General features: G+C 47.5%; 29 protein-coding genes, 1 pseudogene and 1 CRISPR repeat array. Of the genes and pseudogenes, 26 read left to right on the top strand and 4 right to left on the bottom strand.

Translation table 11 applies throughout. The features are described 5' to 3' along the window. Positions 1-31 precede the first annotated feature (31 nt). The 8 genes from cas7c to KQI_RS0108055 all read left to right on the top strand — a co-directional run bounded on the left by cas7c (position 32) and on the right by KQI_RS0108055 (position 6,709). Complete coding sequence (gene cas7c, locus KQI_RS0108090; protein WP_010346268.1) at positions 32-907, top strand: type I-C CRISPR-associated protein Cas7/Csd2; 876 nt, start codon at positions 32-34, stop codon at positions 905-907. Beyond that, the gene (gene cas4 / locus KQI_RS0108085; protein ID WP_010346267.1) at positions 894-1,553 is read left to right on the top strand and encodes a CRISPR-associated protein Cas4; all 660 of its coding nucleotides are present in this window, start codon (positions 894-896) and stop codon (positions 1,551-1,553) included. The genes cas7c and cas4 overlap by 14 nt, the downstream gene beginning before the upstream one ends. Then, complete coding sequence (gene cas1c, locus KQI_RS0108080) at positions 1,550-2,581, top strand: type I-C CRISPR-associated endonuclease Cas1c (protein ID WP_010346266.1); 1,032 nt, start codon at positions 1,550-1,552, stop codon at positions 2,579-2,581. Before cas4 ends, cas1c begins: the two co-directional genes overlap by 4 nt. Positions 2,582-2,590: 9 nt before the next feature. Next, entirely contained in the window at positions 2,591-2,881 is a 291-nt protein-coding gene (gene cas2, locus KQI_RS0108075; protein WP_010346265.1) for a CRISPR-associated endonuclease Cas2, read from the top strand. Positions 2,882-3,061: 180 nt separating this feature from the next. Then, positions 3,062-3,483: a CRISPR direct-repeat array (repeat unit 29 nt; unit sequence GTCGCACTCTGTATGAGTGCGTGGATTGA). A 515-nt stretch (positions 3,484-3,998) separates the two neighbouring features. Then, a complete protein-coding gene (locus tag KQI_RS0108070; protein ID WP_010346264.1) occupies positions 3,999-5,414 on the top strand; it encodes a helix-turn-helix domain-containing protein in 1,416 nt (471 codons plus the stop codon). A gap of 303 nt (positions 5,415-5,717) precedes the next feature. Next, positions 5,718-5,885: an aspartyl-phosphate phosphatase Spo0E family protein gene (locus tag KQI_RS27790; RefSeq protein ID WP_080572125.1), complete on the top strand. Its 168-nt coding sequence runs from the start codon at positions 5,718-5,720 to the stop codon at positions 5,883-5,885. An 84-nt stretch (positions 5,886-5,969) separates the two neighbouring features. Next, positions 5,970-6,164, top strand: a complete 195-nt coding sequence (locus KQI_RS0108060; protein ID WP_010346261.1) for a hypothetical protein — start codon at positions 5,970-5,972, stop codon at positions 6,162-6,164. Positions 6,165-6,334: 170 nt separating this feature from the next. Further along, the gene (locus tag KQI_RS0108055; protein ID WP_010346260.1) at positions 6,335-6,709 is read left to right on the top strand and encodes a DnaJ family domain-containing protein; all 375 of its coding nucleotides are present in this window, start codon (positions 6,335-6,337) and stop codon (positions 6,707-6,709) included. Positions 6,710-6,775: 66 nt separating this feature from the next. On the opposite strand, the gene gluQRS is transcribed toward KQI_RS0108055, so the two are convergent. Further along, positions 6,776-7,771 (bottom strand): tRNA glutamyl-Q(34) synthetase GluQRS, encoded by a 996-nt coding sequence (gene gluQRS, locus KQI_RS0108050; RefSeq protein ID WP_010346259.1) that lies wholly within the window; start codon positions 7,769-7,771, stop codon positions 6,776-6,778. A 356-nt stretch (positions 7,772-8,127) separates the two neighbouring features. Between gluQRS and KQI_RS28770 the strand changes: the two genes are divergently transcribed. The 8 genes and pseudogenes from KQI_RS28770 to hrpB all read left to right on the top strand — a co-directional run bounded on the left by KQI_RS28770 (position 8,128) and on the right by hrpB (position 16,375). Beyond that, complete coding sequence (locus tag KQI_RS28770) at positions 8,128-8,268, top strand: hypothetical protein (RefSeq protein ID WP_158308741.1); 141 nt, start codon at positions 8,128-8,130, stop codon at positions 8,266-8,268. Continuing rightward, positions 8,261-8,947 carry a Crp/Fnr family transcriptional regulator gene (locus KQI_RS0108045; RefSeq protein ID WP_010346258.1) on the top strand — a complete coding sequence of 229 codons (687 nt, stop codon included), beginning with the start codon at positions 8,261-8,263 and terminating at the stop codon, positions 8,945-8,947. The genes KQI_RS28770 and KQI_RS0108045 overlap by 8 nt, the downstream gene beginning before the upstream one ends. A gap of 39 nt (positions 8,948-8,986) precedes the next feature. After that, complete coding sequence (locus KQI_RS0108040; protein ID WP_010346257.1) at positions 8,987-9,901, top strand: nucleoside hydrolase; 915 nt, start codon at positions 8,987-8,989, stop codon at positions 9,899-9,901. A 56-nt stretch (positions 9,902-9,957) separates the two neighbouring features. Beyond that, the gene (locus KQI_RS0108035; protein ID WP_010346256.1) at positions 9,958-11,298 is read left to right on the top strand and encodes a sugar ABC transporter substrate-binding protein; all 1,341 of its coding nucleotides are present in this window, start codon (positions 9,958-9,960) and stop codon (positions 11,296-11,298) included. Positions 11,299-11,406: 108 nt separating this feature from the next. Then, entirely contained in the window at positions 11,407-12,273 is an 867-nt protein-coding gene (locus KQI_RS0108030; RefSeq protein ID WP_010346255.1) for a carbohydrate ABC transporter permease, read from the top strand. A gap of 13 nt (positions 12,274-12,286) precedes the next feature. Continuing rightward, positions 12,287-13,126 carry a carbohydrate ABC transporter permease gene (locus KQI_RS0108025; RefSeq protein ID WP_010346254.1) on the top strand — a complete coding sequence of 280 codons (840 nt, stop codon included), beginning with the start codon at positions 12,287-12,289 and terminating at the stop codon, positions 13,124-13,126. 199 nt (positions 13,127-13,325) lie between these two features. Next, positions 13,326-13,632 (top strand): annotated as a pseudogene (locus KQI_RS29775) (sensor histidine kinase); the annotation flags it as partial. Between the two features lie 214 nt (positions 13,633-13,846). Further along, positions 13,847-16,375 (top strand): ATP-dependent helicase HrpB, encoded by a 2,529-nt coding sequence (gene hrpB, locus KQI_RS0108020; RefSeq protein ID WP_010346253.1) that lies wholly within the window; start codon positions 13,847-13,849, stop codon positions 16,373-16,375. Positions 16,376-16,495: 120 nt separating this feature from the next. On the opposite strand, the gene KQI_RS0108015 is transcribed toward hrpB, so the two are convergent. After that, positions 16,496-17,050 (bottom strand): hypothetical protein, encoded by a 555-nt coding sequence (locus KQI_RS0108015; RefSeq protein ID WP_010346252.1) that lies wholly within the window; start codon positions 17,048-17,050, stop codon positions 16,496-16,498. 165 nt (positions 17,051-17,215) lie between these two features. Between KQI_RS0108015 and KQI_RS0108010 the strand changes: the two genes are divergently transcribed. From KQI_RS0108010 to KQI_RS0107970, 9 genes are all read left to right on the top strand, one after another. Next, on the top strand, positions 17,216-18,388 hold the full coding sequence (locus tag KQI_RS0108010; RefSeq protein WP_010346251.1) for an acyltransferase: 1,173 nt from the start codon (positions 17,216-17,218) through the stop codon (positions 18,386-18,388). 449 nt (positions 18,389-18,837) lie between these two features. After that, complete coding sequence (locus tag KQI_RS0108005; protein ID WP_010346250.1) at positions 18,838-19,200, top strand: replication termination protein; 363 nt, start codon at positions 18,838-18,840, stop codon at positions 19,198-19,200. Between the two features lie 20 nt (positions 19,201-19,220). Further along, complete coding sequence (locus tag KQI_RS0108000) at positions 19,221-20,225, top strand: Gfo/Idh/MocA family protein (RefSeq protein WP_010346249.1); 1,005 nt, start codon at positions 19,221-19,223, stop codon at positions 20,223-20,225. Between the two features lie 273 nt (positions 20,226-20,498). Continuing rightward, on the top strand, positions 20,499-20,876 hold the full coding sequence (locus KQI_RS0107995) for a DivIVA domain-containing protein (protein ID WP_010346248.1): 378 nt from the start codon (positions 20,499-20,501) through the stop codon (positions 20,874-20,876). A gap of 99 nt (positions 20,877-20,975) precedes the next feature. Beyond that, entirely contained in the window at positions 20,976-21,410 is a 435-nt protein-coding gene (locus KQI_RS0107990) for an Rrf2 family transcriptional regulator (RefSeq protein ID WP_029390072.1), read from the top strand. Positions 21,411-21,434: 24 nt separating this feature from the next. Then, positions 21,435-21,935, top strand: coding sequence for a metallophosphoesterase family protein (locus KQI_RS0107985; protein WP_010346245.1), 501 nt, complete (start codon positions 21,435-21,437; stop codon positions 21,933-21,935). Positions 21,936-21,967: 32 nt separating this feature from the next. Further along, positions 21,968-22,294 (top strand): (2Fe-2S) ferredoxin domain-containing protein, encoded by a 327-nt coding sequence (locus KQI_RS0107980; protein ID WP_029390071.1) that lies wholly within the window; start codon positions 21,968-21,970, stop codon positions 22,292-22,294. Between the two features lie 133 nt (positions 22,295-22,427). Next, positions 22,428-22,712, top strand: coding sequence for a hypothetical protein (locus KQI_RS0107975; RefSeq protein ID WP_010346243.1), 285 nt, complete (start codon positions 22,428-22,430; stop codon positions 22,710-22,712). 108 nt (positions 22,713-22,820) lie between these two features. Beyond that, positions 22,821-23,423: a nitroreductase family protein gene (locus tag KQI_RS0107970; protein WP_010346242.1), complete on the top strand. Its 603-nt coding sequence runs from the start codon at positions 22,821-22,823 to the stop codon at positions 23,421-23,423. Between the two features lie 125 nt (positions 23,424-23,548). On the opposite strand, the gene KQI_RS0107965 is transcribed toward KQI_RS0107970, so the two are convergent. Both KQI_RS0107965 and KQI_RS0107960 read right to left on the bottom strand, forming a co-directional pair. Continuing rightward, positions 23,549-23,878, bottom strand: a complete 330-nt coding sequence (locus tag KQI_RS0107965) for a hypothetical protein (protein ID WP_010346241.1) — start codon at positions 23,876-23,878, stop codon at positions 23,549-23,551. Between the two features lie 143 nt (positions 23,879-24,021). Beyond that, positions 24,022-24,342, bottom strand: a complete 321-nt coding sequence (locus KQI_RS0107960; protein ID WP_010346240.1) for a winged helix-turn-helix transcriptional regulator — start codon at positions 24,340-24,342, stop codon at positions 24,022-24,024. A gap of 292 nt (positions 24,343-24,634) precedes the next feature. Between KQI_RS0107960 and zwf the strand changes: the two genes are divergently transcribed. Further along, positions 24,635-26,137: a glucose-6-phosphate dehydrogenase gene (zwf, locus tag KQI_RS0107955; protein ID WP_010346239.1), complete on the top strand. Its 1,503-nt coding sequence runs from the start codon at positions 24,635-24,637 to the stop codon at positions 26,135-26,137. The last annotated feature ends 9 nt before the right edge of the window (positions 26,138-26,146 follow it).

The raw sequence follows: 26,146 nt of genomic DNA, 5'->3' as shown, positions 1-26,146 counted from the left end.
TATAGAGTTACATGAAAAGGAGAATCATCATATGTCTATTTTGGATCATAAAATTGATTTTGCCGTTGTATTGTCTGTCGCGAAAGCTAATCCCAATGGCGATCCCCTGAATGGCAATCGCCCACGACAAAATTACGATGGTTATGGCGAAATTTCAGATGTGGCTCTGAAACGGAAAATAAGAAATCGTCTGCAAGATATGGGAGAGTCTATTTTTGTGCAATCGAATGATCGCAAATCGGACTCTTTTAGTAGTTTAAGAGAACGTGCTGAAGCCAATCCTGAGCTGGGGAAAATTTTTAAGAGCAAGGAAGGTTCAAGCGAGGAGTTTGCCAGAATGGCCTGTCAGGAGTGGATGGATGTTCGTAGTTTTGGTCAAGTTTTTGCATTCAAAGCGGTGGGTAAAGGGGCAGGAGTATCTGTAGGGGTAAGAGGTCCTGTATCTATACATACGGCAACCAGTGTTCTTCCTATTGATATTACCAGCATGCAAATTACCAAAAGTGTAAACTCCGAACCAGGTAGCGAAAAAGGTTCCGATACGATGGGGATGAAGCATCGGGTGGATTTTGGTGTATACGTTTTTAAGGGAAGCATCAATACACAGCTAGCTGAAAAAACAGGATTTACAAACGAAGATGCGGCAAAGATCAAGGAAGCGCTGATTTCATTGTTTGAAAATGATGTCTCATCCGCCCGTCCTGACGGTAGTATGGAGGTTCATAAAGTCTACTGGTGGGAGCATAATTCCAAGCTAGGAAAATACTCATCTGCTAAAGTACACCGATCTTTGGAAGTGAAACCGAAAGAAAATGTAAATGCAGCCGACAAATCCTTTGATACACATTATGAATGTATATTGACACCGCTCGAAGGCTTAGAGGTCCAAGAGTATGCAGGGCTATAACGAAGAAGATTATTTGCTATTATCCGGTATACAGCATTTTAATTTCTGTAGAAGACAGTGGGCGCTTATTCACATCGAGCAGCAATGGGAAGAAAACGTACGGACGATCGAGGGCAATCATTTGCATCGAAAAGCCGATCAGCCGATGATTCGTGAAAAAAGAGGGGATAAGCTCGTTGTACGCGCACTACCTGTACATTCCAGAGAGCTCGGGATTACTGGTATCTGTGACGTGGTGGAGTTTGTACATGATCCTCTTGGCGTTCCGCTTGCAGGGGAGGAAGGTATGTACCTTCCTTTTCCTGTTGAATACAAGCGGGGCAAACCGAAACGAAATGATTCGGATCATGCTCAGTTGGTCGCACAAGTAATGTGTCTTGAAGAAATGCTCGTATGTGAGATTTCAAAGGGCTACTTTTATTACGATGAGATCAAACATCGCGTAGAGGTCATCATCACGGCGTCTGACCGAGAACGTGTACGTACAAGCTTGCAGGAGATGCGGCATTATTTTGAGCACAATCATACACCCAAAGCCAAAGCGGGACCACACTGTCAAAGCTGCTCACTACATAATATATGTGTGCCCGAAATACTAAATAAAAAATCAGTCTCAAGCTTTATTGAAAGCAGGCTGGCTGAATGAAAAAACTACTGAGCACATTATTTGTGACCATACCAGATACGTACTTGTCACTGGATGGGGAAAATATCGTAATCAAACAAGAAGAGTCCATTCTTGCACGGTATCCTTTGCATAATCTGGAGGCAGTTTGCACTTTTGGCTACTCGGGGGTCAGTCCCGGCTTGATGGGAGCTTGTGCAACACGTAACATAGACCTAACCTTTATGACGCGTAGCGGACGTTTCCTGGCACGAGTGACGGGAGAAAGCCGGGGAAACGTAGTGCTGAGAAAAGAACAGTACCGGATTTCCGATGATGATAAAAGAAGCGCTCTTGTAGCCAGAAATATGATTATAGGTAAGATCTATAACCATAAATGGATTTTGGAACGGGCGACGAGGGACCACCAGCTTCGGATTGACACAGATCGCATGAAAAAGGTGAGCGCTTCTTTAACAGAGATCATGAAGCAGGTCCGTGAAGTGGAGGAATTAGACATTTTACGGGGCTTGGAGGGTACGGCGGCCGTTCAGTATAATTCCGTTTTTGACGAGCTGATTTTGCAGCAAAAAGACGATTTTTATTTTCATGGACGCCATAAACGTCCACCGTTAGATAATGTAAATGCGTTGTTATCCTTTGCCTATACATTGCTGTCCAACGATATGAAATCGGCTTTGGAGGCTGTCGGCCTGGATGCGTATGTAGGGTTCCTGCATCGAGATCGTCCGGGAAGAGCATCTTTGGCACTGGATGTGATGGAAGAGCTTCGAGGAGTATATGCCGACCGTTTTGTGCTGTCTTTGATTAACAAAAAGCTAATTCATGGCAAAGGATTTTATAGGAAAGAAAACGGATCTGTGATGATGGATGATGATACGAGGAAAATCGTATTGAAGGCCTGGCAGGAACGGAAACAGGACAAGATCATTCATCCTTATCTGAACGAGAAAATGTCTTGGGGGCTGGTGCCTTATTCACAGGCATTGCTTTTGGCAAGGCATATTCGGGGAGACTTGGACGAGTACCCTCCATTTTTGTGGAAGTAGGTGTGAAACTTGCTTATTTTGATTACTTATGATGTAAGTACGGTGGACAGAGAAGGAAGAAGGAGGCTGGCAAAGGTTGCGAAAAAGTGTGTAGATCACGGACAAAGGGTGCAAAATTCCGTATTTGAATGTATTTTGGATTCGACCCAGTTCCGCCGTTTAAAGTATGAATTAGAAGAATTGATAGACAAAAAAGAAGACAGCCTGCGTTTCTACAACTTAGGCGATAACTACAAAAAGAAAGTAGAGCATATAGGGGTCAAAGAGGCTTACGATATGGAAAGCCCACTCATTTTGTAAGGTGCGAATGTGAAGCTCACATAAAAACCCCGGATCCTTCGCACCTCGAAATTTGTCGAAAAGGTTTGAGTTGGTTATTTTCGATAAATGTCAATGCTTGATTCAAGCCTTTTCGGTATCGTTTTTTGCGGAAATGTGTGAAATTGATATCACTAGGGTATGAATTACTGTATTTTCGCTGTCGCACTCTGTATGAGTGCGTGGATTGAAATTCAATTTGCTTGGCTGAGTCCTCCACTATCTTACGGTCGCACTCTGTATGAGTGCGTGGATTGACGGCTTTTGCTATGACGGTAGATCTGGTCGCACTCTGTATGAGTGCGTGGATTGAAATAAGACGTCTATGAAGCGTCTGACGAGCTGGTTTGTGGTCGCACTCTGTATGAGTGCGTGGATTGAAATTATGCTATTCATTCCGACTTAGATTCCATTTTCGAGGTCGCACTCTGTATGAGTGCGTGGATTGAAATTTATGCCAATATTAATAAGTGCTGATTCATAGCCATGTCGCACTCTGTATGAGTGCGTGGATTGAAATATTCGTGCCATGCTACCCGACAAGCGCAAATGATTGTCGCACTCTGTATGAGTGCGTGGATTGAAATAGCAGTTCTAAAGATGGCAGCTGCTTCCTCGGCTGTCGCACTCTGTATGGAGTGCGTGGATTGAAATCGATTCGCGCCAGTAAAAATTAACTTTTTCCGAAGTCGCACTCTACATGAGTGCGTGGATTGAAATTATAGCCAACAGTTCGCCCCGTCTAAAGCCTCCAAGTCGCACTCCATATGAGTGCGTGGATTGAAATCCCTTATGGAGGGCCGTTCCCTCCTAAATTAGTTGTCGCACTCTGCATGAGTGCGTGGATTGAAATTTTACGGACATATTGTCGAATCATTGCACGATAAGCCGCACTTTGTAGTATGTAAAGCTTATTACTTGGATAATCCAATTTCATTCCTGTTACTCGTCCCATCAAGTCCACTAATGCATAAATCATGCTTAACTTTTTTTTCGAACATTGTTTGCATAAAATATTGACAGGTGGTGAATTATGGAGAAGAATAGAGGATGAATTTTAAAATTATGGGATTTTTATGTGAAGGGTGGTTATGACTTGATGCATACACCTACGGTTTCGGCGGAGTTTGAGGATTATTTAAAGCAAAATGATATAACACTGGGTCAATTTGCGGAAAATTCTGGGGTTCATCAAAGAACACTTAGTAATTGGATTACTCAGCATCGTCCTGTTTCCGTGCAGCAGCTTGACCGAATTACTTTGGCAATGGGCTTACCGGAAGGCTACTTTTACGGCCTTTACATAGAAAACTACATCATTAACCGTTCCCCCAATATGCGCCGAATTGAGCCGTTGTTATATCGTTGCGCGGAGCTGGACAAGATGAATGCGATAAAGCGAATTGTTGGAGCCATTATGGACAAGCTATTGTATTCTTCCAGACTATTTGACATTGCAGAAGCATTATTTGCACAGGAACGACATGCTGCTGCACTGCTGCTCTATGAGAGTGTGGCTGAAGGAGAAAAGTACCAGCACTCCGAGCGCTTGGCATTCTGTCAGTATCGTCTGTTTACTATTCAAATTGGAAATGATCAAAGCCTTAATCTCAAGGCAGCCACACTGTTTGAACCTTTCGTGGAACGTCTGGATGAAATAGATCAGCTAGATGCGTTAAAAGATTTGACGAACGTGTATCGATCTTTGCGCTTATGGGACAGACTTGATACGACAGCTCGCAAAATGAGAAATAAAGCGGAAATTCAATATTCGATGAAGTATCAGCAGAATAAGCGAGAGCGTGACAAATCTGAAAAGAAGCTAAGTCGTCCCTTGTTTGTGTATATCACTTATGCCGACTTACTGTGTGCCAGTGTATATGAAGCTAAAGGCGATTATGAGCAGGCATTACAATGTACATACGCCTACGCTAATTTAGATTGGGTCTTGGATACGGACGAGGGTACTCAACACTGGGTTAGCTTGTTCAAAGATTGGTCAGAAGGTAATATTTACACATACAAACTTTTATCTGGAGATTTAAGTGTGCTAAACGATTATGTTAATTATATTGCTGCATCGCCAGATGAAACTGAAAAAGAAATGGTTACAAAACTGTTGAATGTTATGATGGCGGCAAACCAATATAACATAGATGTAGATGATATACTCTTGAATTTTAAAACGAAGATTGATTTTTTTGCCCAGCAGAACCCATCAGCTGATATGTATACCCAACAAGTGATACCAGAACAGTTTGCACGTCTTGGATACGAGTTAGCTTATTACTATTTGTATCGAGGGATGTATAACGTTGGCTTTAAACACTTGATGTATGCAATGCTAAAGTCACATATAATAAATAATGAAACTTATTTTATAAACTGCATGGGATTATTCTTACATTTCAGAATGAATGTAGCTCCTGAAACAAAGGTACAGTTTCTAAATCTTATTGAAAAGGTGTGGTTAGACAATGTTGAGAAAAATGGTCCTTCTGATCGTCGCAGCTAGCTTTTTGCTTATCGTGGCTATACCTAATCATGCTTATAACCAGCACCAAAGAATTCAGCTTCACGATACCATTGGAGGCGCTTAAACGGGAAAGTAAGAAAAAGCACTTACTAACCTTACGGTTTCGCGGGTAATGTTGGGCAAGTATATCATAGAGTAGCTTGGATGGAATTGATAATAAACATAAACCGCCAAATAGTGCTTCTGGAATGCTTCAGAAGCGCTTTTTTTGTCTTCAAGCAAATTTTTAAAAAATCCAAAACTTGCCGTTTTGCATTAAGATATGACACAGAAGGAGGAATCATGCTGATGAATTCAGGTATGACTTTACTTTGTGTCGAACGGGCCAGAAAAAGACTGTATCAAGTCCAGAAGAAATACGGATTTTTAACGCACCCCAAAGTGATTGAACAATCCAGGAAGCTGGATAATTTATTAAATCAATACCAAACATGCAAATTGAAATCTTAGCTAGTGAGTGCCTTGGTGCTATTAAAGGAAGAACGCAAACCCCATTCCTATTCTTTGAAAAAAACATAATTGGAGGTAACGTTGTTGAAAAAACGCTATGCGGTAACCCCTTTTGGCTGGAAAATCAAACAAAAGCTAGTCGAGAAACAATTAGATCAGAGAACATTTTGCGATACATATCATATTCCTCCCAGCCGCTTGTCCAATCTCATTCACGGAACACGTAAGGCCAAAAAATATAGAAAGCTAGTATCAGAATTGCTTGGACTTGAAGAATAATCCCTCTTTCTCCCCCCATCGATGCAGGACATCCTAATGATCGTATGGTACAGTGGCAAAGGAACCTGTTTTTTTATTAAATAGAATGGTACATATAGGCTGTTAGCCATACTAATATGCAGTAGAGCAGAACGAATGCTGTAAATGCAGATACAGGAGTGGATGGATCTATGGGAATGTTCTCCAGAATGGCTGAGCAGAAGATTGCGGAGGCGATGGCGAAAGGCGAGTTCGATCATTTGCCTGGAGCGGGCAAGCCGCTGGTGATCGAGGATTTGTCACATGTCCCGGAGGAGCTGCGTATGTCGTACAAGCTGCTGAAAAATGCCGGCATTTTACCAGAGGAGCTTCAGCTGCAAAAGGAATGTGTCCAGCTGCGTGATCTGCTTCATGCTTGTCATGAGGCAGGAGAGCAACAGCGGATTAGTCGCAGGCTGACTGAAAAATCACTTCGTCTCCGCATGCTGCTGGAGGAAAGAGGACTGAATATTTCGTCTGTATTTTATGAATATGAGTCGGCTGTGCGCAAGCGGTTGGAGGAATAGGAGCGACAGGGGCAAAGGGCGAAATGCCCTTGCCCGTATGCTTGAGCACTATCGTCGATAACAGCGTTAACGCTGCAAAGCAGACAGCTTTCTGAGAAATTGCTTCGTAAGGATGACTGGCTCCTTGGGCAGCTTGTCCAAATGAAAACCCTGGACCAAATCCACAGCCTTCACAGGCGCGGGAGAATCCAGCAACCCGGAAAAATAGGCGAGCCAGCCAATGACCGCTTCCGGTGTGATTCCCTGCCGACGCATGGCCCGGAGTGCTACTCCGCCGTGCCGTTTGGCGAGCCTTCGTCCGTCAGGCCCCAAGACGAGGGGAACGTGTGCGAAGCGTGGCGGCTGCAAGCCCAACGTCTGGTATAGCAATAGCTGACGGGGTGTGGAATCGAGCAGATCGTACCCGCGCAGCACGTCGGTGATCTGCATGTCGGCATCGTCGACAACGACAGCCAGCTGATAGGAGAACATGCCGTCTGCCCGTTTAACGATAAAATCGCCTCCATCCCTGGCGCCGAAGACCGCATGACCTGCTACCTGATCATGAAATGAAATCACTGCATCCGAATGTTGCGGTACTTTAAACCGAAGTGACGGGAGCTTATATTGTGATTTGGCCTTTGCTTCCTGAGGGCTAAGACTGCGACACGTTCCTGAATAGGCTGGTCCTTCACCAGACAGTCCATGCGGAGCACTGGCGGCGGCCAAAATGTCCGCTCGGCTGCAAAAACAAGGGTACAGCAAATCCTGCCCCTGTAGTTTCTCCAATGCAGCCTGGAAGCGTTCCAGTCGCTCGCTTTGGGTGTAGGGACCGTAGGGGCCGCCTATATCCGGTCCTTCGTCCCATTCCAGACCGATCCAGCGCAAATCTTCCATAATTCCCTGAGCCAGAGGGCTGCGAGCCCGTGTCATATCAATGTCCTCGATACGTAAAATATAGGTTCCACCCAGGGAACGAACGTGCAGCCATGATAACAACGCGGTGCGGGCGTTTCCCAAGTGTATCCATCCCGATGGTGTTGGAGCAAATCTTCCTCTGATGGGTTGGTCCTGTAATTCCATACGAAAGTTACCTCGTTTCTATATCCCGTTCTTCACAATCCATATAATACTATTATAAAACGATCCTGCCGTGAGTGCATCTCGACATAGATCGTTTTCATGTATTCAATGCATACTTGATGGGATCATCAACAAAAACAGACCAAAACGATAATAAAGTTTTGGTCTGTTATATAAAACATCCTTCACTATAATGGCAAGAACTCGCCACTTCCAGGCACCGTACCCTTATTCGCAAACAAAGAACGGCCGCTAAAACCTCGGTTTTACAAACTTTAACGTCCGCATAACATATTCCGCAACGTCCTCCTGCATACTTAGTGGTGCCAAATCAAGATAGTGGGGGGCTGAAAAGTATGCTGCAACTTCACACATTACTGTCGGGTAGCCGACAGAATCATATTGTTTTTTCTCTTATACTGGGCTTGGGTTCGTCGATGAAAGCAGCCAGGCTGCGCTTGGTGTGCAGAAGTGGAGGCGGATGCGGCAATGCTTGATTTAGCGGCAAAGACTGTATCTTCCGGGCCGAAAGCGCCGAAGCGCTCCATCGATTCCGTGTATGCCCTGCACCGCAAATACGGAACCTTGCGGAGGTTCCCGAAAGGCTCGTTTGTCTTTACCAAAGGAAGCGTTCCTGTCGGCTCCTATTTCATCGAAAACGGACTGCTCAAGGTATGCCAATTTACCGAGGAAGGACGGGATGTAACCTTTTTCATCCGAAAAACCGGGGACGCCTTTGGGCTAGCGGAAATTGTCCTGGGGCAAAATCATCCCTGCTACGCTCAGTGTCTGCACGACAGCCAGATTTGGGTGCTTGACGCGGCCATCATTCAGGAAAAAATCCATTCAGACCATGAGGTCATGAGCGACATCCTGTATACGATGACCGATCGGCTTATTCATCATCAAAGTACGGTTGAACTGCTGATTTCCAAGCCTGTGCCGTGGAGGCTCGCCTGGCTTCTCCAGCAATTGGGCACGCCTGTTGGCGATGGCGATTCCAGAATCGACCTGGTACTGAACCATGAGGAAATATCCAACATGATTGGATGCAGCCGGCAGACGGTCTCGGAATTGCTGAGCAAATGGAAGGCCCAGGGCATCATCAGCTATGACCGGAAGCATATTGTGCTTCACAATGTACAAGCGATATTCGGTGCCGGCGGCATGAATTGACCTTTTACAGGTATCAAACAGAGAAAGTAGTGGAATCCATTGTCGAGAATTATTTTGGATACGGATATCGGAACCAACGCGGACGATGCGGTGGCGCTCGCCCTCGCTCTTAAATCAACGGAAATCCGTATTGAAGGCATCACCACCGTCTACGGAAAAGTCCGAACCCGCGCGCAAATTGCGCAAAAAGTACTGGATCTGTGCGGAGCCGGGCATATCCCGGTATGTCCCGGGATCGAATTACCGCTCCTGCGCAACCGTCCGCTACTCAGAGCAGGAATCGAGGGAAAAGGCATGCATCTGGAAGAAAGCGGAAGCGAGTTTGACAGGCATGCGGTCGATTTCATCGTGCAGACTGTAATGGAGCATCCTGGAGAAATTACGCTTGTCATGATCGGTCCGCATACGAACGTTGCGGCGGCCATGATCCGGGAGCCCCGTATTGCCGAGTGTGTGAAACAGATTGTCATGATGGGCGGCGTTACCCGTCTTGCTCCTAACGGCAGCGACTTGTCCCCTGTCGAGCATAATATCCAATGCGATCCGGAAGCGGCAGCGATTGTTTTTTCAAGCGGCGCGCCCATCCTGATGCTTGGTCTGGACGTGACCCGGCAAGCCGTATTTTCCAGGGAAGAAGCTGACCTCATGGGGACCAGCGGAACTCCGCTGGCGGGAACCCTTGTGCGGATGATGCATGATTTTATGGACTACATGCAGCGAGATTTTTCGTATATGTGCGACCCGCTCGCCATCGCCGTGCTCATCGACCCTACATTGATCCGCACCAAACGGATGGATATCCGGGTCCAGTATGAACGCGGAGAATTTTCCGGACAAACGATCGCCGAGGCGTGTACAGACGGGAATGTGGAAACAGCGCTTGAGGTTGATATTGCCCGTTTTTTTGAACTGCTGAACCACAGATTGTTTTTGCGGGATAAAGCCCTGCTTTAGAAAAGCATACTCTTTAAATCATAAATCGTTAAATCATAAATCGAGGTGGAACGTACATGATTTCCAAACAACCGGCAAAACGCTTTGCCACCTGGTGTGCGCCTATGCTGGCGGCAGCCGTCCTTTTTACAGGCTGTTCGCAGGGAGCGGGCACATCTGCAGATTCTGTAAGCTCGAACGGGCAAGGCTCCTCCAGCCCTTCGGCAGTAACGGAGATTTCATTTGAGGCCTACTCCAATTACGAGAAGCCGCTCACGAAGGTGGTTGAAGCTTTTGAACAGCAAAATCCGAACATCAAAGTCAAAATGAATCTCGTTCCGATTGACCAATTGACAGAAACGATCGAAATCAAGCTCAGTTCCAAAGCCAAGGATTTGGACGTGATGTTTGTCGATACCCCGCTGGTCATGAACTATTCCGTGAAAGGCTATCTGGAGCCGCTGGATTCTCTGATCCCAGCCGACGCCAAGGCCAAATGGACGAAATCCGCAGTGGAGACGGTGTCGTACAAAGACGAGCTCATGGCCGCGCCTATGAACAGCTCCAGTCAGGTGCTTTACTATAATAAAGATATTTTTAAAAAGAAAGGTATTCCTTTCCCGGACGCTGACAAGCGTATGACGTGGGAGGAAGTCCAGGATTTGGCGAAAAAGCTGACTTCGGATAACGTATACGGGTTTTCCTTTGAGCAGGTGGACAAAGCGTACCAGCTTTTGGCCCTGTCGGATAGCCTGGGTGCCAAAATGCTCAGCGACGACGGACTGGTGTCCAGTGGCTATTCGAATTCGCCGGAGGCCGTGAAGGCCTTCCAATTTTACGCGGACCTGTTCAACAAGGACAAAGTCAGCCCGAAAATCAAAAAAGAAGAATCCATCGACTATTTTACATCCGGCAAAGTGGCGATGTTCGTGTCCACCAACCAGAATATGCCGAAGATCAGAGATTCCGGCTTGAACTTTGGCGTTACCCTGCATCCGTATTTCGCAGGTCAGAAAGTAGCCACGCCAACCGGGGCATGGAACGTGGGTATCTCCAAATATTCCGAGCACAAAGAGGCATCCGCCAAGTTCATTGAATTTCTGACACTGGGTGAAGGAGCAAAAATCCTGTTTGAAGAAGGAGGCACGCTGCCTCCACAGATCGACCTGCTTAATTCCATCGACACCGATCCGAAATATAAGCAGTTCCCTGACAATGTCATCCGTATTGCTGCCAAGGAATCACGCGAAACTGCCGTTTCCCGTCCCAAAACGCCCGGTTACCTGGAATGGGAAAAGAATATGAACAAAGCGTTTGAAGATATGAAAAACGGTGCCGATCCGCAAAAAGCACTGAATGATGCCGTCAACGTCATCGATAACCAATTGAAAAAATATAAGGGTGTAGCAGCAAATTAACCGCATTCGGGGGAACGAAAGGCTGAGCCCGGTTCCCCCTTTTTTCCTCCAAGAGGATGCCAGCGGTCCTTCCTGATCCTGAATCTGATTGCTGCAAAAGGTGAATGTATGAAACTGAAAAATAATATTGGCTCGATCCTGCTCTTTCTGCTGCCTACCCTTGCCGGGCTGTTTCTGTTTAAGCTGTATCCCATCTTCAGTGCTTTAGTGCAAAGCCTATACACGACACAATTTTTTACAGGCGAAAAAAGCTTCGTCGGATTGCAGAACTACCAATCCTTGTTCGTAGACCCCGTGTTCTGGAATTCACTGAAGGTGACGCTGGTGTTCAATCTGATCATTAACCCGCTGCAAATTGTGCTGGCCTTCGCACTGGCGATGCTGTTAAATACGAAAATCAAGCGGATAGCTTTCTTTCGCGGCATTCATTTCGTACCTGTCGCCGTATCTGTCCCGACCGCCTGCGTCTTATGGAACATTATGCTCAGCCCCGAACAAGGCGTCGTGAATTCGATTCTGGTTGCGCTGGGACTGAACCCACAGCCGTTTTTGGGCAGCAGCACCCAGGCGCTCGGCTCCATTATCGCGATTGCGTCATGGAAGGGTGTTGGCTACTGGGCGCTGTTCCTGCTGGCCGGTCTTCAGGAGATTCCCGGTTCGCTGCTTGAGGCCTCCTCTCTGGACGGAGCGAGCCGCTGGAAGCAATTTATCCATGTGATCCTTCCGCTTATGAAACGCCCGCTCACCTTTATCGTCGTGGCCGTGACGACGGCGAATTTCCTGCTGTTTTCACCGATGTACATTTTGACCAAAGGCGGGCCTGAAAACAGTACGAATGTGCTGATGCTTGAAAGCTTCAATAACGCTTTTCTATATTCCGATATGGGTAGATCGTACGCGATTATGGTCATTTTGCTGCTGATTACGCTAACTGTTGTCGCCCTGCAGTTCAAGTGGCTGCGGACCTCCCATTAGAAAGGATTTCAACGTGAACCGATTTACCCGTTCTCATCTGCTGTTGTATGCCGTACACATCGTTTTGGCGCTGCTGGTGCTGCTGCCGCTGGCGTTTGCCTTCGTTTCGTCGTTCCGCCCGCTGGAGGACATTTATAAATACATGTCGCCGATCACCTGGAAAACGTTTTGGCCATCCAATTTTACATGGGGAGCTTATCAAACGCTGTTTACGGAGCGAGGGTTCGGACAAGTTTTTCTGAACACGTTTTTTGTCGGGGCAGCCAACGTGATTGGCGGGCTTTTGCTTGGCTCCATGGCCGCGTTCGCATTCGTATATTTTGAGTTTCGCGGAAAAACGCTGCTGTTTCTGCTGGTGCTGCTCACCTTCATGATTCCGTTCGAGGTCATCTCCATCCCGTTGTACAGCCTTGTCAACAGCCTGGGCTGGGTGGACACCTATGCGGGCATCATCATTCCTGGCATAGCCAATGGACTGGTCATCTTTCTGTTCCGTCAGTTTTTTCTCGAACTGCCAACGTCCCTGGTGGAATCTGCCCGCATGGACGGGGCCTCCTGGCTGCGGGTATACACTCGAATCGTCATGCCTCTCTGCAAGCCCGTTACCGTCAGCGCCAGCCTGCTTATTTTTATTCAGCAGTGGGAATCGTTCCTGTGGCCACTCATCGTGACGCGCTCGAAGGAGTATAAAGTGATTCAGGTCGCGCTGAGCGACTTCGTTACTGAATATGCCACCTACTGGAACGAAATGTTCGCGGCCGTCATTTTGTCCATCCTCATCCCGGTTGTGCTGTTGCTTCCACTGCAGCGCTATTATGTGCAGGGGATAGCCAACACGGGATCGAAGGAGTAGGAAGCTCCGGGAACGAACCATTCCTCTAATCGCCGTTGCCCCGAATTTCATACTATTTTTAGCGGTAGAAATTCGGGGACAAAGGCGACCGCTGTCGCTTTTCCGCCAGTCGCTTTGTCCTCTCCGATGCTACGTGTTTATCCCTGCCTAAAAAATCCTCTTTTTATTATTTTGAGAAGTACCGTCAGTTTGAAAACTCCTTGCTGGGCTTATTTGCAGATGGCCAGCCGTAGATGCCCACCAGACAAAAGGCAGCACGCGGAGAGCTCATGATATCGTTCAGCAGTCCATGTCCCAGGCACGCAAGGCGCTGGCTGACTCCCGTCGTGCCATAGACAACATGCGCTCAAATCAGCCTCGGAAGTCGACTTTGCGATGCAATCCGGGAGGAAGCACAGCGTTTTACGATGGCTAATGGAATTCGAACAGCACTGGACATCAAAATGAAAGCCTCGGTATCCAGGCTAATGATTGAGCATGGACTACACATTATAAGTGAATTGCTCAATGTAACAAGCAACTGTATACTATTTTCAATAGAAATATTCTGACTCCGACCATTTTGGGAACTTTTCTTGGAGGGGATCGTGTGAAGCGAAATCGGGAGCTGGACGAGTGTCATTCAATACATAGCTAAACAGATCGAAACCCCAGCAGAACTGTACGCACAATACGATTGGAATTAGATTTACGCATCTGCGTATCATTGGAGAGATTTCATTGACAGATAAACAACTGCCTATCATTCAAATTATACCCGAGCTTAAAAATGCGCTGCGATCCCATTCGGCTGCCGTATTGATTGCACAGCCGGGCGCGGGCAAGACGACGGTTACGCCGCTCGAACTGCTGCACGAGCCGTGGCTGGCGGGTCAAAAAATGCTGATGCTGGAGCCAAGGCGCTTGGCTGCACGTGCAGCAGCCGCGCAAATGGCGAAAGCGCTGGGCGAACAAACGGGGCAGAGGGTGGGCTACCGCGTTCGCATGGATACAAAAACAGGGCCGAATACGCGGATTGAAGTGGTTACTGAGGGCGTGCTGACCCGAATGCTGCAAAATGATCAGGCGTTGGAGGGGATTGGGCTGATCATTTTTGATGAGTTTCATGAACGCAGCCTGCATGCAGATTTAGGGCTCGCGCTTGCTCTGCAAAGTCAGGCCCTGCTACGGCCGGATTTGAAAATATTGATCATGTCTGCCACGCTGGAGGCTGAGCCGGTCTGCCGTCTACTGGGGGATGCTCCACTGCTGGAATGTCCAGGCACCGTATTTCCTGTAGAAACCTTTCATATGCCCAAGCCTTCATCGGCCACATTAGAAGCTTTTACAGCAGAGACCGTAGAAAAGGCGCTTCATGCCCATAAAGGAGATCTGTTGGTCTTCTTGCCCGGGGCGAGGGAGATTCATCGCACGGAGCGTGAGCTGACTTCAAGAAATTTGCCTGCACAGGTCAAGGTTATTCCGCTGTACGGCAGTATGAAGCTGGAGCAGCAGGATGAGGCGATACGCCCTTCGGCTTCGGGCAGCCGAAAAGTCGTATTGGCAACCTCGATTGCCGAGTCCAGCCTGACCATAGCCGGGATTACGGTGGTGATCGACAGCGGATTGTCGCGGGAATCGGTGTTTTCTGCGCGAACCGGCATGAGCCGTTTGACCACCGTCAAGGTGTCCAAAGCCTCGGCTGACCAGCGGCGCGGCCGGGCGGGCCGCCTTCAGCCGGGCGTATGCTACCGGCTGTGGAGCGCGCAGGAACATGCCGCGCTCCCTGATGCCAGCCGCCCGGAAATCGCGGCGGCCGATCTGGTTCCGCTCGCGCTGGAGCTGGCCGCCTGGGGCGTGCGCGAGCCCGCCGAGCTGGCCTGGCTGGATGCCCCGCCTGAGGCGGCGTACCGCCAGGCCACAAGCCTGCTGCGCCAGCTCGGCTGCCTGAGCGCCGCAGCCGATGGCAGCGCAGGCGGCATTACCGCGCATGGACGCGAGGTGTCCGCTCTGGGCGCGCATCCGCGCCTCGGACACATGCTGCTGTGCGCGGCCGCCCTCGGTCTGGCGCCTACCGCCAGCCGCCTGGCTGCGCTGCTGCAAGAGCGCGACCCGTTCCGCGCCCATGGCGGAACGGATTTGCGCCCGCGGCTGGACGCCCTGCGCGAGGCGGCTCATGCCCGCAGCACGCACAGCCTGCTGCGGGCGGCAGACGATACGGTGATTCGCCGTATCGTGCAGGAAAGTCGGCAGCTGCTGGCCACGCTGCCGAAAGCAGCCGCAGCGTTGGACGAGCCTGACGGCTCCGCGTCCTGCGGGCTGCTGCTGGCCTTTGCGTATCCGGATCGGATCGCGCAGGGCCGGGGTGACGGCCGCTTTTTGCTTAGCGGCGGCCGGGGCGCGCGACTCCGACAAGTGGAGTGGATGTCGCGCTCATCCTATCTCGCCGCCGCCGAAGTGGATGACGAGGGAGCAGATGGTGCCATTCAGCTGGCGGCACCCGTTGAGCTGCAAGAGCTGATCGAACATTGTAGTGAATGGCTGCTGGAACAAGCCTATGTATATTGGGACAGCTCAGCCTCAGCCGTGAGAGCCCGCAAGATACTACAGCTTGGCGCGCTCGTTTTAAAGGAAACGTCCTATGAACGGCCTCCGGCAGAGGAAATAGCTGGCGCCTTGATGCAGGGTGTCCGCGAACGTGGTCTAAAGCTGCTGTCCTGGAATCGGTCAACCCTACAGTTGCAGGCGCGCTTGATTTTTATGCACTTCTCGGCACCCGAGGATTGGCCGGACAGCACGGAATCCGCGCTGCTGGATTCACTGGAATCGTGGCTGCTACCTTTTGCGCTTGGAGCCAAAAATGTATCTGATCTGCAACGACTGGACGGCAGCGAATTGCTGCTCGGCAGACTGGATTGGGAGCAGCGGCAGCAGCTTGAGCAGGAAGCACCGACGCATATACGAGTACCCAGTGGTTCCCGTATTCCGGTCGATTATTCGAATCCCGAGGCACCTGCGCTGGCAGTGCGGCTGCAAGAGCTGTTCGGCATGAGGGAAACGCCGCGGATTGGCCGGGGACGTGTGCCGCTCGTGCTGCATTTGCTGTCACCCGCCCAGCGGCCTGTGCAAGTGACCTCCGACCTGTCCAGCTTCTGGAGCGAGGCCTATTTTGAAGTTAAAAAGGACTTGAAAGGCAGATATCCCAAGCATTATTGGCCGGATGATCCGTTGGAAGCCGTGGCGACCAGCAGAGCGAAGCCAAAGCGTTGAGATGCTTGATTTGGTGTCCAATCCGTTCGTTATAGCGAGCAGTGGTCTTCCCGAGAGGGAAGGCTGCTTTTTTTTTAGAAAATTATTCCTCGGTTTAGTAATGTCATAGAGATATACTACTTAGAAATAGGCGACATCGGGATCAGCAGTATGAAATTGTTTTTGGAATAGGAATCCTGTGGTGTAAGGTGACGATTGCCCTTTTAGTCGAAAAGCTTTTTCAATTTCAACTGCAGCATGACGTGCATCTTCCACGGTTCGCTTGCCAGTAATGATGTCGTTCATCAAGTTCAAAGCCATAAAATTCGCCGCTTCTTGATCGCATTTAGCCGTAGCTTCACCAGCCGTTCGGTCTGGATATAAACTACCATCAAACCTCGCTAAGTCGCAAAAAAATTGAACCGGGACCCTATAATCAATGGTTTGTGCTAAATAATCAAGGTGGGGGGTAGGAGTATTATGAGGTACTGTACGAAGATGGACAACCGTCCGTTTCCAAGGACCATTATTATACCATGTAATTTTTGTCCAGCTTGCGTCATTTGGTAAGCCATATTTGTTGATTAACAAATAAACTGTTTTTTTGGGTTCCCCAGTCCACCGCTCCAAAATTCGATCTAAAACTGGATTTATACCAGAATGTTGACAGTGATATCGACCCAATCCATTATTCATTAAAAAATCCCTCCTGCTAACAGATGTAATATGATATTGTGGGCATCTGTCCATGGTTACACATATAGATACTATGCCTTTGGCACGTTTATCCATTCTATATTTATTTTATGGAATTGCAGTTATAATAGATTCATACTTTGCTAGACATAACAGGAGAGTGACATGAGTCAAAAAGAGAGAATTTCCGAAGTCGCTTTGCTGAGAGGATTGGCTTTTGCCGCTGTCGTTCTTCAGCATTCCATCGCACACTATGCGGTTGCGCAGGGGGCGCGCATCCAGGACGGGGTGTTGCTGACACTGTTACTGCTGTGTTCCAAATTCGCAGTTCCTGTGTTTGTATTTATTACCGGGATGGTGTTGTTTTACAATTATGATGGAGCCTTAAATTACGGGACGTTTTTACGTAAAAGATTTATGGATATCATCGTGCCTTATATCATATGGTCTCTTTTATACGAATTGGGAAATCAGCTTGTCCAAAGTGGAGAATCTATTCACCCGCTGGATTTTTTGCAAAAGCTTTTGAACGGAAAAAGCAGTTATCATCTGTGGTACATCATTATGATCATCCAATGCTATGTGTTATTTCCTGTGTTTCGTTATGCTGTGCGCCGTGTGTCTGCGCTGATGCCGTCAAAATGGCAACCCGCTGCATTGGCTGGAGTTGGCGCGTTATATTTTTTGCTTATGTTCGCAGTTGGACCTGTGTACCACGCGATGGACAAGCTCCAGCTCCCGGTCATTACCTCCTGGTTTACCCTGTACGCTGACCGGAATGTGATCTACTTTTTCTTTTATTTTGTGCTGGGAGCGGCAGCCGGGATGAATGTCCAACGCTGGAATGCCTGGGTAACCAAGGCACAGATGGTGTATTGGCCGCTGTTTATCGTAATTACAGGATACTTGCTGTACGAGATGATCAGCCTGTTCCAGACGCCGCGAGGGACGGTTCCTTCCTTTAATTACTTGTCCCTGCTGCGTCCGATTATGGCTGTATATTGTGTTACGTCTATTTTTGTGGCATATCGGGTAGCCACGTGGATCGCTCATAAGGGGGGCCGTGTGGCGAGTATGCTGACTGCCATCGGAACGTTGTCCTACGGAGCGTATCTGATGCATGCCTTTATGCTGCGTGTGACCTACTTTTTTGATGAAACGTTGTTTTCAGACTGGAGCCACGTGCTTCGTACGCTAATCTCGTTCATTTTCTGCTTGGTCTTTTCCATTGCCGGAACATGGCTGCTGGCCCGTATGCCTCTGGGCAAATGGATTGTGGGGCTTCGGGTTCGTCCCCGCCCGGCGGGAGGGCCGCCAGCCTTGCAAAAGCAAGCCTGACCTTGCGGTTTCCTTAGGCATCAAAAAATCTCGTTGTGGATGCTGCTTAAATCCACAACGAGATTTTTCGTATAAACCGAAGAATTAAACTCAGAATTCCTGACTCGAATTTCTTTTAACAATGGGAAGTGGATATTTTTAAGCCATTGCTTCTTGAAAATGGAGGGGGCAATTCCAGGATCGAAATCAAGGATGGTCCTATTTTTTTAATGCTTATAACATAATTTCACTATATGAAAAATTCATAATAGAAAAATAGAACTACAGCCCACCAATCGCAACCTGCCTAACGAAGCTTCATTTTAGTTCTCTCGCAATCTTTAAGAACGGTCACAATGGACGGAATGTTCTCATACATTCTCATAGGATGAAAGGAAATAGTGTATGGCCACAGAGTGGTTTATAATGGAGGATAAGATATATGAATAAGGTGTGGAGGAGGCTGTGCAATGGCGTTTATGATATCCCAGCGGGCTTTTATCAAAATTTATCTGATCACAATGGTGGAGAGGCATCGCGGTTATGGATATCAGATGCTCGAATCGATGAAGGATGAGTTTAGCAGCTTCGGATATGTTCCGCCTCAGAGCGAGGTCTACCGAGCGCTGCATGAGCTGGTACAGGAAGGCGTTTTTTACCGTACCAAACGATTAAAAGGAACAGACCCGCGCGTGGATTTTCAGGAAATTGTACTCTATCATTTTACAGATGATGGGGAGGAGAAGGCCAGACTTTACAAAAAGCAGGTTAAAACCGATTTGGACCGTTGCTTGGGCATGCTGCATAAAGCAGAACAAGACAACTATTCCTGAGGCACGAAAGGATGAGAATGATGGGGAGAAAGCTGAAATGGGGAATTTTGGGTACTGCGGAGATTGCCCGGATAGCTGTCATTCCGGCGATTCAGCAATCCGAACGCGGAGAAGTGATTGGAATTGCCAGCCGTGATGCCAATAAAGCCGCTGGCGCTGCCCGGGAATTCGATATTTCGAAAAGCTATGGAAGCTATGAGGAGCTGCTGGCTGACCCCGAAATTGGGGCGGTGTACATCCCGCTGCCGAACCATCTGCATGAAGAGTGGACGATTCGGGCGGCCGAGGCAGGAAAGCACGTTTTGTGCGAAAAACCATCTTCTCTCAGTTCAGTCGGGACCAGCCGCATGATTGAAGCCTGTAAAAGTGCAGGCGTGATCTTTGCAGAAGCTTTTATGTATCGCTATCATCCCAAGCATCGAAGAATTAAGGAAATTATCAATAGCGGGGAAATTGGCGACATTCGTGGCATTCATTGTACATTTACGTTTAACAATGCCGATCAGGCAGACAATGTGCGTTTTAATAAAAGCATGGGCGGCGGCTCGTTATATGATGTAGGTGTGTATCCAATATCCGCGGCTCGTATGTATTTGGATCGGGAGCCTGAGGCGGTGACGGTACATGCCTTATTTTCCCCGGAGCATGACAACGTCGATATGATGGCATCCGGTCTGCTGGAGTTTCCCGGCGGGGTCAATCTCACCTTCGATTGTGGCATGTGGGCCGCGAACCGTTCCAATATGGAGATTCTCGGCAGCAAAGGCACGATTGCGATGCCCAAAATGTTCGGCTGGGAAAGAACGGCTGTTGTACCGCAAATCTTCGTCCACGTTGGTTCGGTTACGCGCGAGGAACGTCTTAAAGGCTTTAATTCCTTTGAGTTGCAAGTGGATGCTTTTGCCGAGGCGGTGCTTGATGGTGTTCCGTTGCCGTATGAACCAGAAGATGCAGTAAACAATATGAAGGTGATCGATGCCTGTATTGAATCGGCTCGCAGCCGCAAACGGGTGGAAATTGGATAAGAATAATCGAATTAAAGTAATAGCTGTATCACAGCAGAGTCAAGAAAAGCAGCCTGTCACAAAGACAAGCTGCTTTTTAGATCAACAAATACATAGAATGCATACGCATACAATCAGGTTTCGAGCTTTTGCATCGCACATATTTTCATCATAGCTTGTGGCATCGCGCTTGGCGGCTTTGATACCGCTCACAGGACTGGGCAATCAGCAGCGACTTTTATTCCCGGTCTAGAATGTGATATAAAAGAATAGTGCGTTAAGGAGGGAACAACGATGGATGAACATATGAAGCGTCGTCTGGATAAGCAAAAACAGTTGTTTAAACAACTGGGCATTCAGCTGGACGCGCTCTCCATTCATGAAAAACAGTTTAAAAATAAAATGCGCGGCTATGATCCGGATGAGGTAGATGCTTTTCTGGATGAAATAATCAAGGATTATGAACGCTTTTATGCGAATATAGCCGACTTGATGGACAAGTGGCAGGAGCAGCAGGCAACGATACGTGATTTGAAAAATGCACCCAAGCCTGCTGCTGATTTCAGCGGACTTGATCGTCGTCAGTTGGAGGACATCGTCAAGCAACTGGAATATAGCGTGCGCCAGTTGAAAGTGCGGTTGCGTCCTGAAAATGACTATTTTCCGGAGTGAGGCGCAGTAAGCGCTGTGTTGATGCCTCGTTATTGTGGTATGATGTAGGTATGCATTTTACACAACATTTAATGAGGCACACATATAAAGGTGGTTAACATGAGTACCCATTTTTCCGTTAGTATCCATTGTCTGCTTCTACTGGCTGAAGGAGCGCCGGAGCGAATGACTTCGACGCTTATTGCTTCCAGCATCAATACGAACCCGGTCGTCGTGAGAAGAATTATGAGCCGACTCAAGCAAGCAGGTCTGGTTGATTCCTCGCCGGGAGCACGTGGCTTTCGTTTGAGTATGTCGAGTTCCAACATGAATCTTAAAATGATATATGAAGCGACCAAGGATGAAGGGCCGTTGTTCGCTATTCATGCCGACAGTAATCATAATTGTGAGGTAGGCAAAAACATAGACGCTTTGTTAGACGGTTTATATACCGTGGCAGAGGAGAAAATACAGACGTTTTTCGAGACCGTTACGCTGCAAGATCTGGAACAGGCACTCCAGCAGCGGATTGGACACCAGAGCTCGTCTGTGTAAAGACGCCGGTAAGGAGAATTGAATATGAAAATCGTCGTACTTTCCGATACACATATGCCGTATCGAAGTAAAGCGCTTCCGAGTCGGCTTGTACAGGAGTTAAAAGACAGTGATCTCATTCTCCATGCCGGAGACTGGACGGACTGGTTCGTATATGAACGCCTGGCTGAATTTGCACCTGTACAAGGCATTGCCGGAAACAATGATGGAATAGACATCGTAGATCGCTTGGGCTATCAACGAATCGTTGAAGCCCGGGGCAAACGGATTGGTATGGTTCACGGGCACGGCTGGCGTGGCTCGACAGAGAATATTGCGCTGAATACGTTTAAGGGAGAACCGTTGGATTGTCTGATTTACGGACACTCGCATATTCCGGTGGTCAAAAGGGTGGGAGAGCTGCTTGTCTTGAATCCCGGTTCTCCGACTGACAAGCGTGGTGAGGACGAATACTCATTTATCGTGCTAAACCTTATAGGTGGACGGTTGGAAGCACAGCTTGTTCTTTATCCAGATAAACATTAATCAATCAACAACCGTTGAATAAAGGGGAAGCTATGGCTATATTTGAATTAGAACCGATGAAGCACCATGTATTGATCTGTAATGGAGGTACATGTATGCGACATGAGGGTGAAGAAGTGACACAAGCAATCCGGGATGAAATTCGCAAACAAAATGCAGATGCTTATATTCATACGACCAGAACTCGCTGTAATGGTCGTTGTCACGATGCTGCGGTTGTGATCGTATACCCTCAAGGCGACTGGTATGGCCAGATGACGCCTGCTGCGGGGACACAGCTGGTACAGAAGCTCGTAGAGGGAGAAAAGCTGGAAACTCATCTTTTTCATGAGTGTGCAGGCAAATCCCGTTCGGAATAACCCAATAAGTGATCAAATAGGCATAGGAAGAGAAAATCTTTACGGAGATTTTCTCTTTTTTGCGTTTAATCCCTGTGCTGGAAGGTAAAAGTATACTATGGAACCAACCAAGCCGAGAGGAAGGGAAGCCAAAATGACCCCATTTGACGACGAGCTGCGCCACCAGAATCAGAATGGCGGGAAGGAACAGACAGGGAGAGGGACAGCGAAGCATGCTGCTCAGGAGCAGCCCGTAAGCCGAGATCATGCGGAGCAGTATCCGACAGAGCAGGAGAGCTTGTTTGACCGCTTTGAGAGTGAGCAGACAGTAGATGCTATTCCCATAGAGGATTTAAAGATGGAACTCGAAGAGGAATTCGACAAGGACGTAACCAAGCATACCTCTTCTAGTGAAAAAAAATATAAAGGCGATGTATAAATCGTCAGGCAAGTGGTAATATTTAAAAAGAAATCTCTTGACATTAAGATAAGTGTAATATATATTTAGTTACGAAAAGTAATTAATTTTTCTCAGGAGGTAACAAAAATGTCCAAAGACTTCTTTACAGCTCTGAAAGAAAGACGCTCCTATTACGGGATCAGCAAAGAACAGGTCATTTCCGATCAAAAGATTCAAGAAATTGTAGAGGAAGCTGTGAAGTATACACCTACCTCTTTTAACTCCCAAACTTCACGCGCAGTGGTATTGCTCGGAGAACAGCATGACAAACTGTGGAATATTACTGAACATATTTTGCGTGAGGTTGTAGGCAACGAAGAGCAATTCAAGTCTACTGCTGAGAAAATGAACGGCTTCCGCAGCGGCTACGGAACGGTCTTGTTCTTTGAAGACAACAACGTTGTAGCGGGTCTGCAACAACAATTTGAAGCGTATGCGGACAATTTCCCAATCTGGTCCAACCAATCCAATGGTATGCTGCAACTGGTAGTATGGACGGCTCTGGAGCAAGAAGGACTGGGCGCATCCCTTCAGCATTACAACCCTTTGATTGACGAAAAAGTAAAAAATGAATGGAACATCCCTGAACACTGGAAGCTGATTGCTGAAATGCCATTCGGTAAACCAACCTTCCAACCAGGTGATAAAGAATTCCAGCCTGTAGAAGAACGCGTAAAAACGTTTAAATAAGTCAGACAATATAAACGATCAGGTTTCATCCTGAGCAGAGCACTGTGGTACGCACAGTGCTTTTTGCCATTTTATTCATTACGTGACTAATCAAACAAAAGTACCGCAACCCTAAGAGCTGCGGTTTAAAAGGGTGGATGTATACCCGTTTGAAGATGATGGCCGAAGCGATTCAACTGATCGCTCATGCCGTATTTACGTAAAATCTCCGTTTGCTTGCTGCCGATCAAATCAAAATGAGGATAGGGCTGACGCTGATGAATATATCGAGGGTCCAAACCGTTATTGTTGCACCATAAGCGCAGCTTGTCCAAATCGGAGCAGCCTACCTTGGTGACCGTTGTAATTCCTGGAAAACGATTATCCAGCCAGTAATGCGTCAGAAAAGCAATTTCACCGCGACTGACCTCTCTTTTCCAGGCTGTAAGCTCCTGTCGGGTAATGCCAAATGCCATCCGACTCATCCTTTCTTGGCTCAATCCAAAATCATGAGCTGCCCGCGTGGTTGTACCATTATTTTCGTACGTTAGCCTGTATTATGATCCTTAAAAGGTAACACAATAACAGGAGACCGTGTAGGACGATCTCCTGTTGGCGGTTAGAGCCATCTTTCGGCCCAACTCTCTACACCATTCAATGCATCACCGAGTTCCTTTCCCTTGCGTGTCAGCGAATACTCGGTACGCACAGGCCGCTCTGTGATGACATTGCGAAGGATCAGGCCGGAAAGCTCCAGTTCCTTGATGCGCTCGTTCAGCATACGTTTGCTAAGATCAGGTATGGAGACATGAATTTCACTGAATCGTTTGGGATGTTCCATCAAAGCATGAATGATGAGAGCGGTCCATTTTTTGCTGATGATCTGAAAGGACTGTTCCACCTTACCGCACAAAAGCTTGGGCTGCCTGTCGTCGCTCATCTTGAATCCCCTCAATTTCATTGTTGTTTGAAACAGTATACTAAAAGTAACTCTGTATACCAATAGTAACTGTATCATGTTGTAGTAACTGTAACATTTTTAACATTATTTTCTCTTTCCATTCGTCAATCATACCACAGAAAACGTTATCATTACAGGATATTTCGAATGTTCACGAATTTGCTAAAATTTGATTGACTTGCCCCTTATTTTGGGTGTATTATGGGTTACGTTAATTCCTCAGGTAACTTTTAATAACCTCATCTTTTATAATGGGAAGAAGGAATAATTCATGGATTCAATGACTTTTGTCTTATTTGGAGCGACAGGGGATTTGGCGAAACGCAAAATTTACCCTGCCTTGTATAATTTGTTTGTAGAAGGTAAAATTCCGGCTTCCTTTTCTGTAATTGGGATGGGGCGCCGTGAAGTGGCTGATGAGCAGTTTCAAAGTAATGTAGAGCAGTCCATTAAGGATTTCTCCAGACACGTGAATGATGACCGTGCACAGATGGATCAATTCCTGAGTGCTTTCCGCTATAGCGCTTTGAACGTCAATCATCCGGAAGATTATAAAAAGCTGCTGCAGCTTGTTGAGCAACGTGAAAATGATTTGGGAATTCCGGGGAACCGCATGTTTTATTTATCGGTGGCACCGGAATTTTTTGATGTGATTGCCCTCAATATCCGGGAAAGCGGTCTGGCCGAAACCAAGGGCTGGAAACGGCTCATTATCGAAAAACCGTTTGGACATGATCTGGAATCTGCACGCGAGCTGAATGATCGTTTGAGCAGAACATTTGCTGAGGATGAGATTTACCGTATTGACCACTACTTGGGCAAGCCGATGGTGCAAAACCTGGAAGCCTTGAAATTTGCTAATCCATTGCTTCAAGGAGTTTGGAACAATCAGTACATTGCCAATGTACAAATTACCGCTTCCGAGATCGTAGGGGTTGAAGAACGTGCTGGATACTACGATCATTCCGGAGCTATTCGTGACATGGTACAAAATCACATGCTACAGGTGCTGATGATGGCAGCCATGAACAAGCCTAAACATGTAACAGCTGGACAGGTGCGTGACGAGAAAAGCAAGGTTATGAAGGCATTGCGTGCGCTTGATCCTTCGGATATTGCTTCCAGTGTGGTTAGAGGACAATATACGAGCGGTGAGATTAACGGAAACGCAGTTCCTTCTTATAAAGAAGAACCGGGTATTGAGCCTGATTCACAAAATGATACATTTATTTCAGCTCGTCTATGGATTGATAATGAGCAATGGTCAGGCGTGCCATTCTATATTCGCACTGGCAAACGCATGAAGGAAAAATCCACACGTATCATCGTGGAATTCAAACAGGACAGCACAGATCCATATGCTGCTCAAGGGCAGCCATCTGAACCAAACTTACTTATCATGCATGTGAATCCAGATGAAAAAGTAACTCTGCGTCTGAACAGTAAAGACCCGTTGAACAATGGTCAACTGGAGACGGTTCTGATGAACTATGATTCTGAGAACAAGGATGTACCGGAAGCTTATGAGCGCCTTATCTTTGATGCGCTGCGCGGCGATTCCACCTTCTTTGCTCACTGGAATGAAGTTGAGCTTTCATGGATGTGGGTACAACCCGTGCTGGAAGCTTTTGCTCGTGGAGAGGTTCCGCTTCACACCTATGCAGCAGGCTCCTATGGTCCAAAAGCCTCGGATCAATTGTTGCAGGAACAGGGCTTTACATGGTGGCTGGATCAAAAGTCTGAAAGTCCTGAGAAAGCAGTTGTTCGTTCATAAACATTAACA

Source organism: Paenibacillus peoriae KCTC 3763, assembly GCF_000236805.1.
GTDB classification, from domain to species: domain Bacteria; phylum Bacillota; class Bacilli; order Paenibacillales; family Paenibacillaceae; genus Paenibacillus; species Paenibacillus peoriae.
Note: the sequence above shows the minus strand (reverse complement) of the source record. Positions and strands in the feature narration are given on the sequence as shown.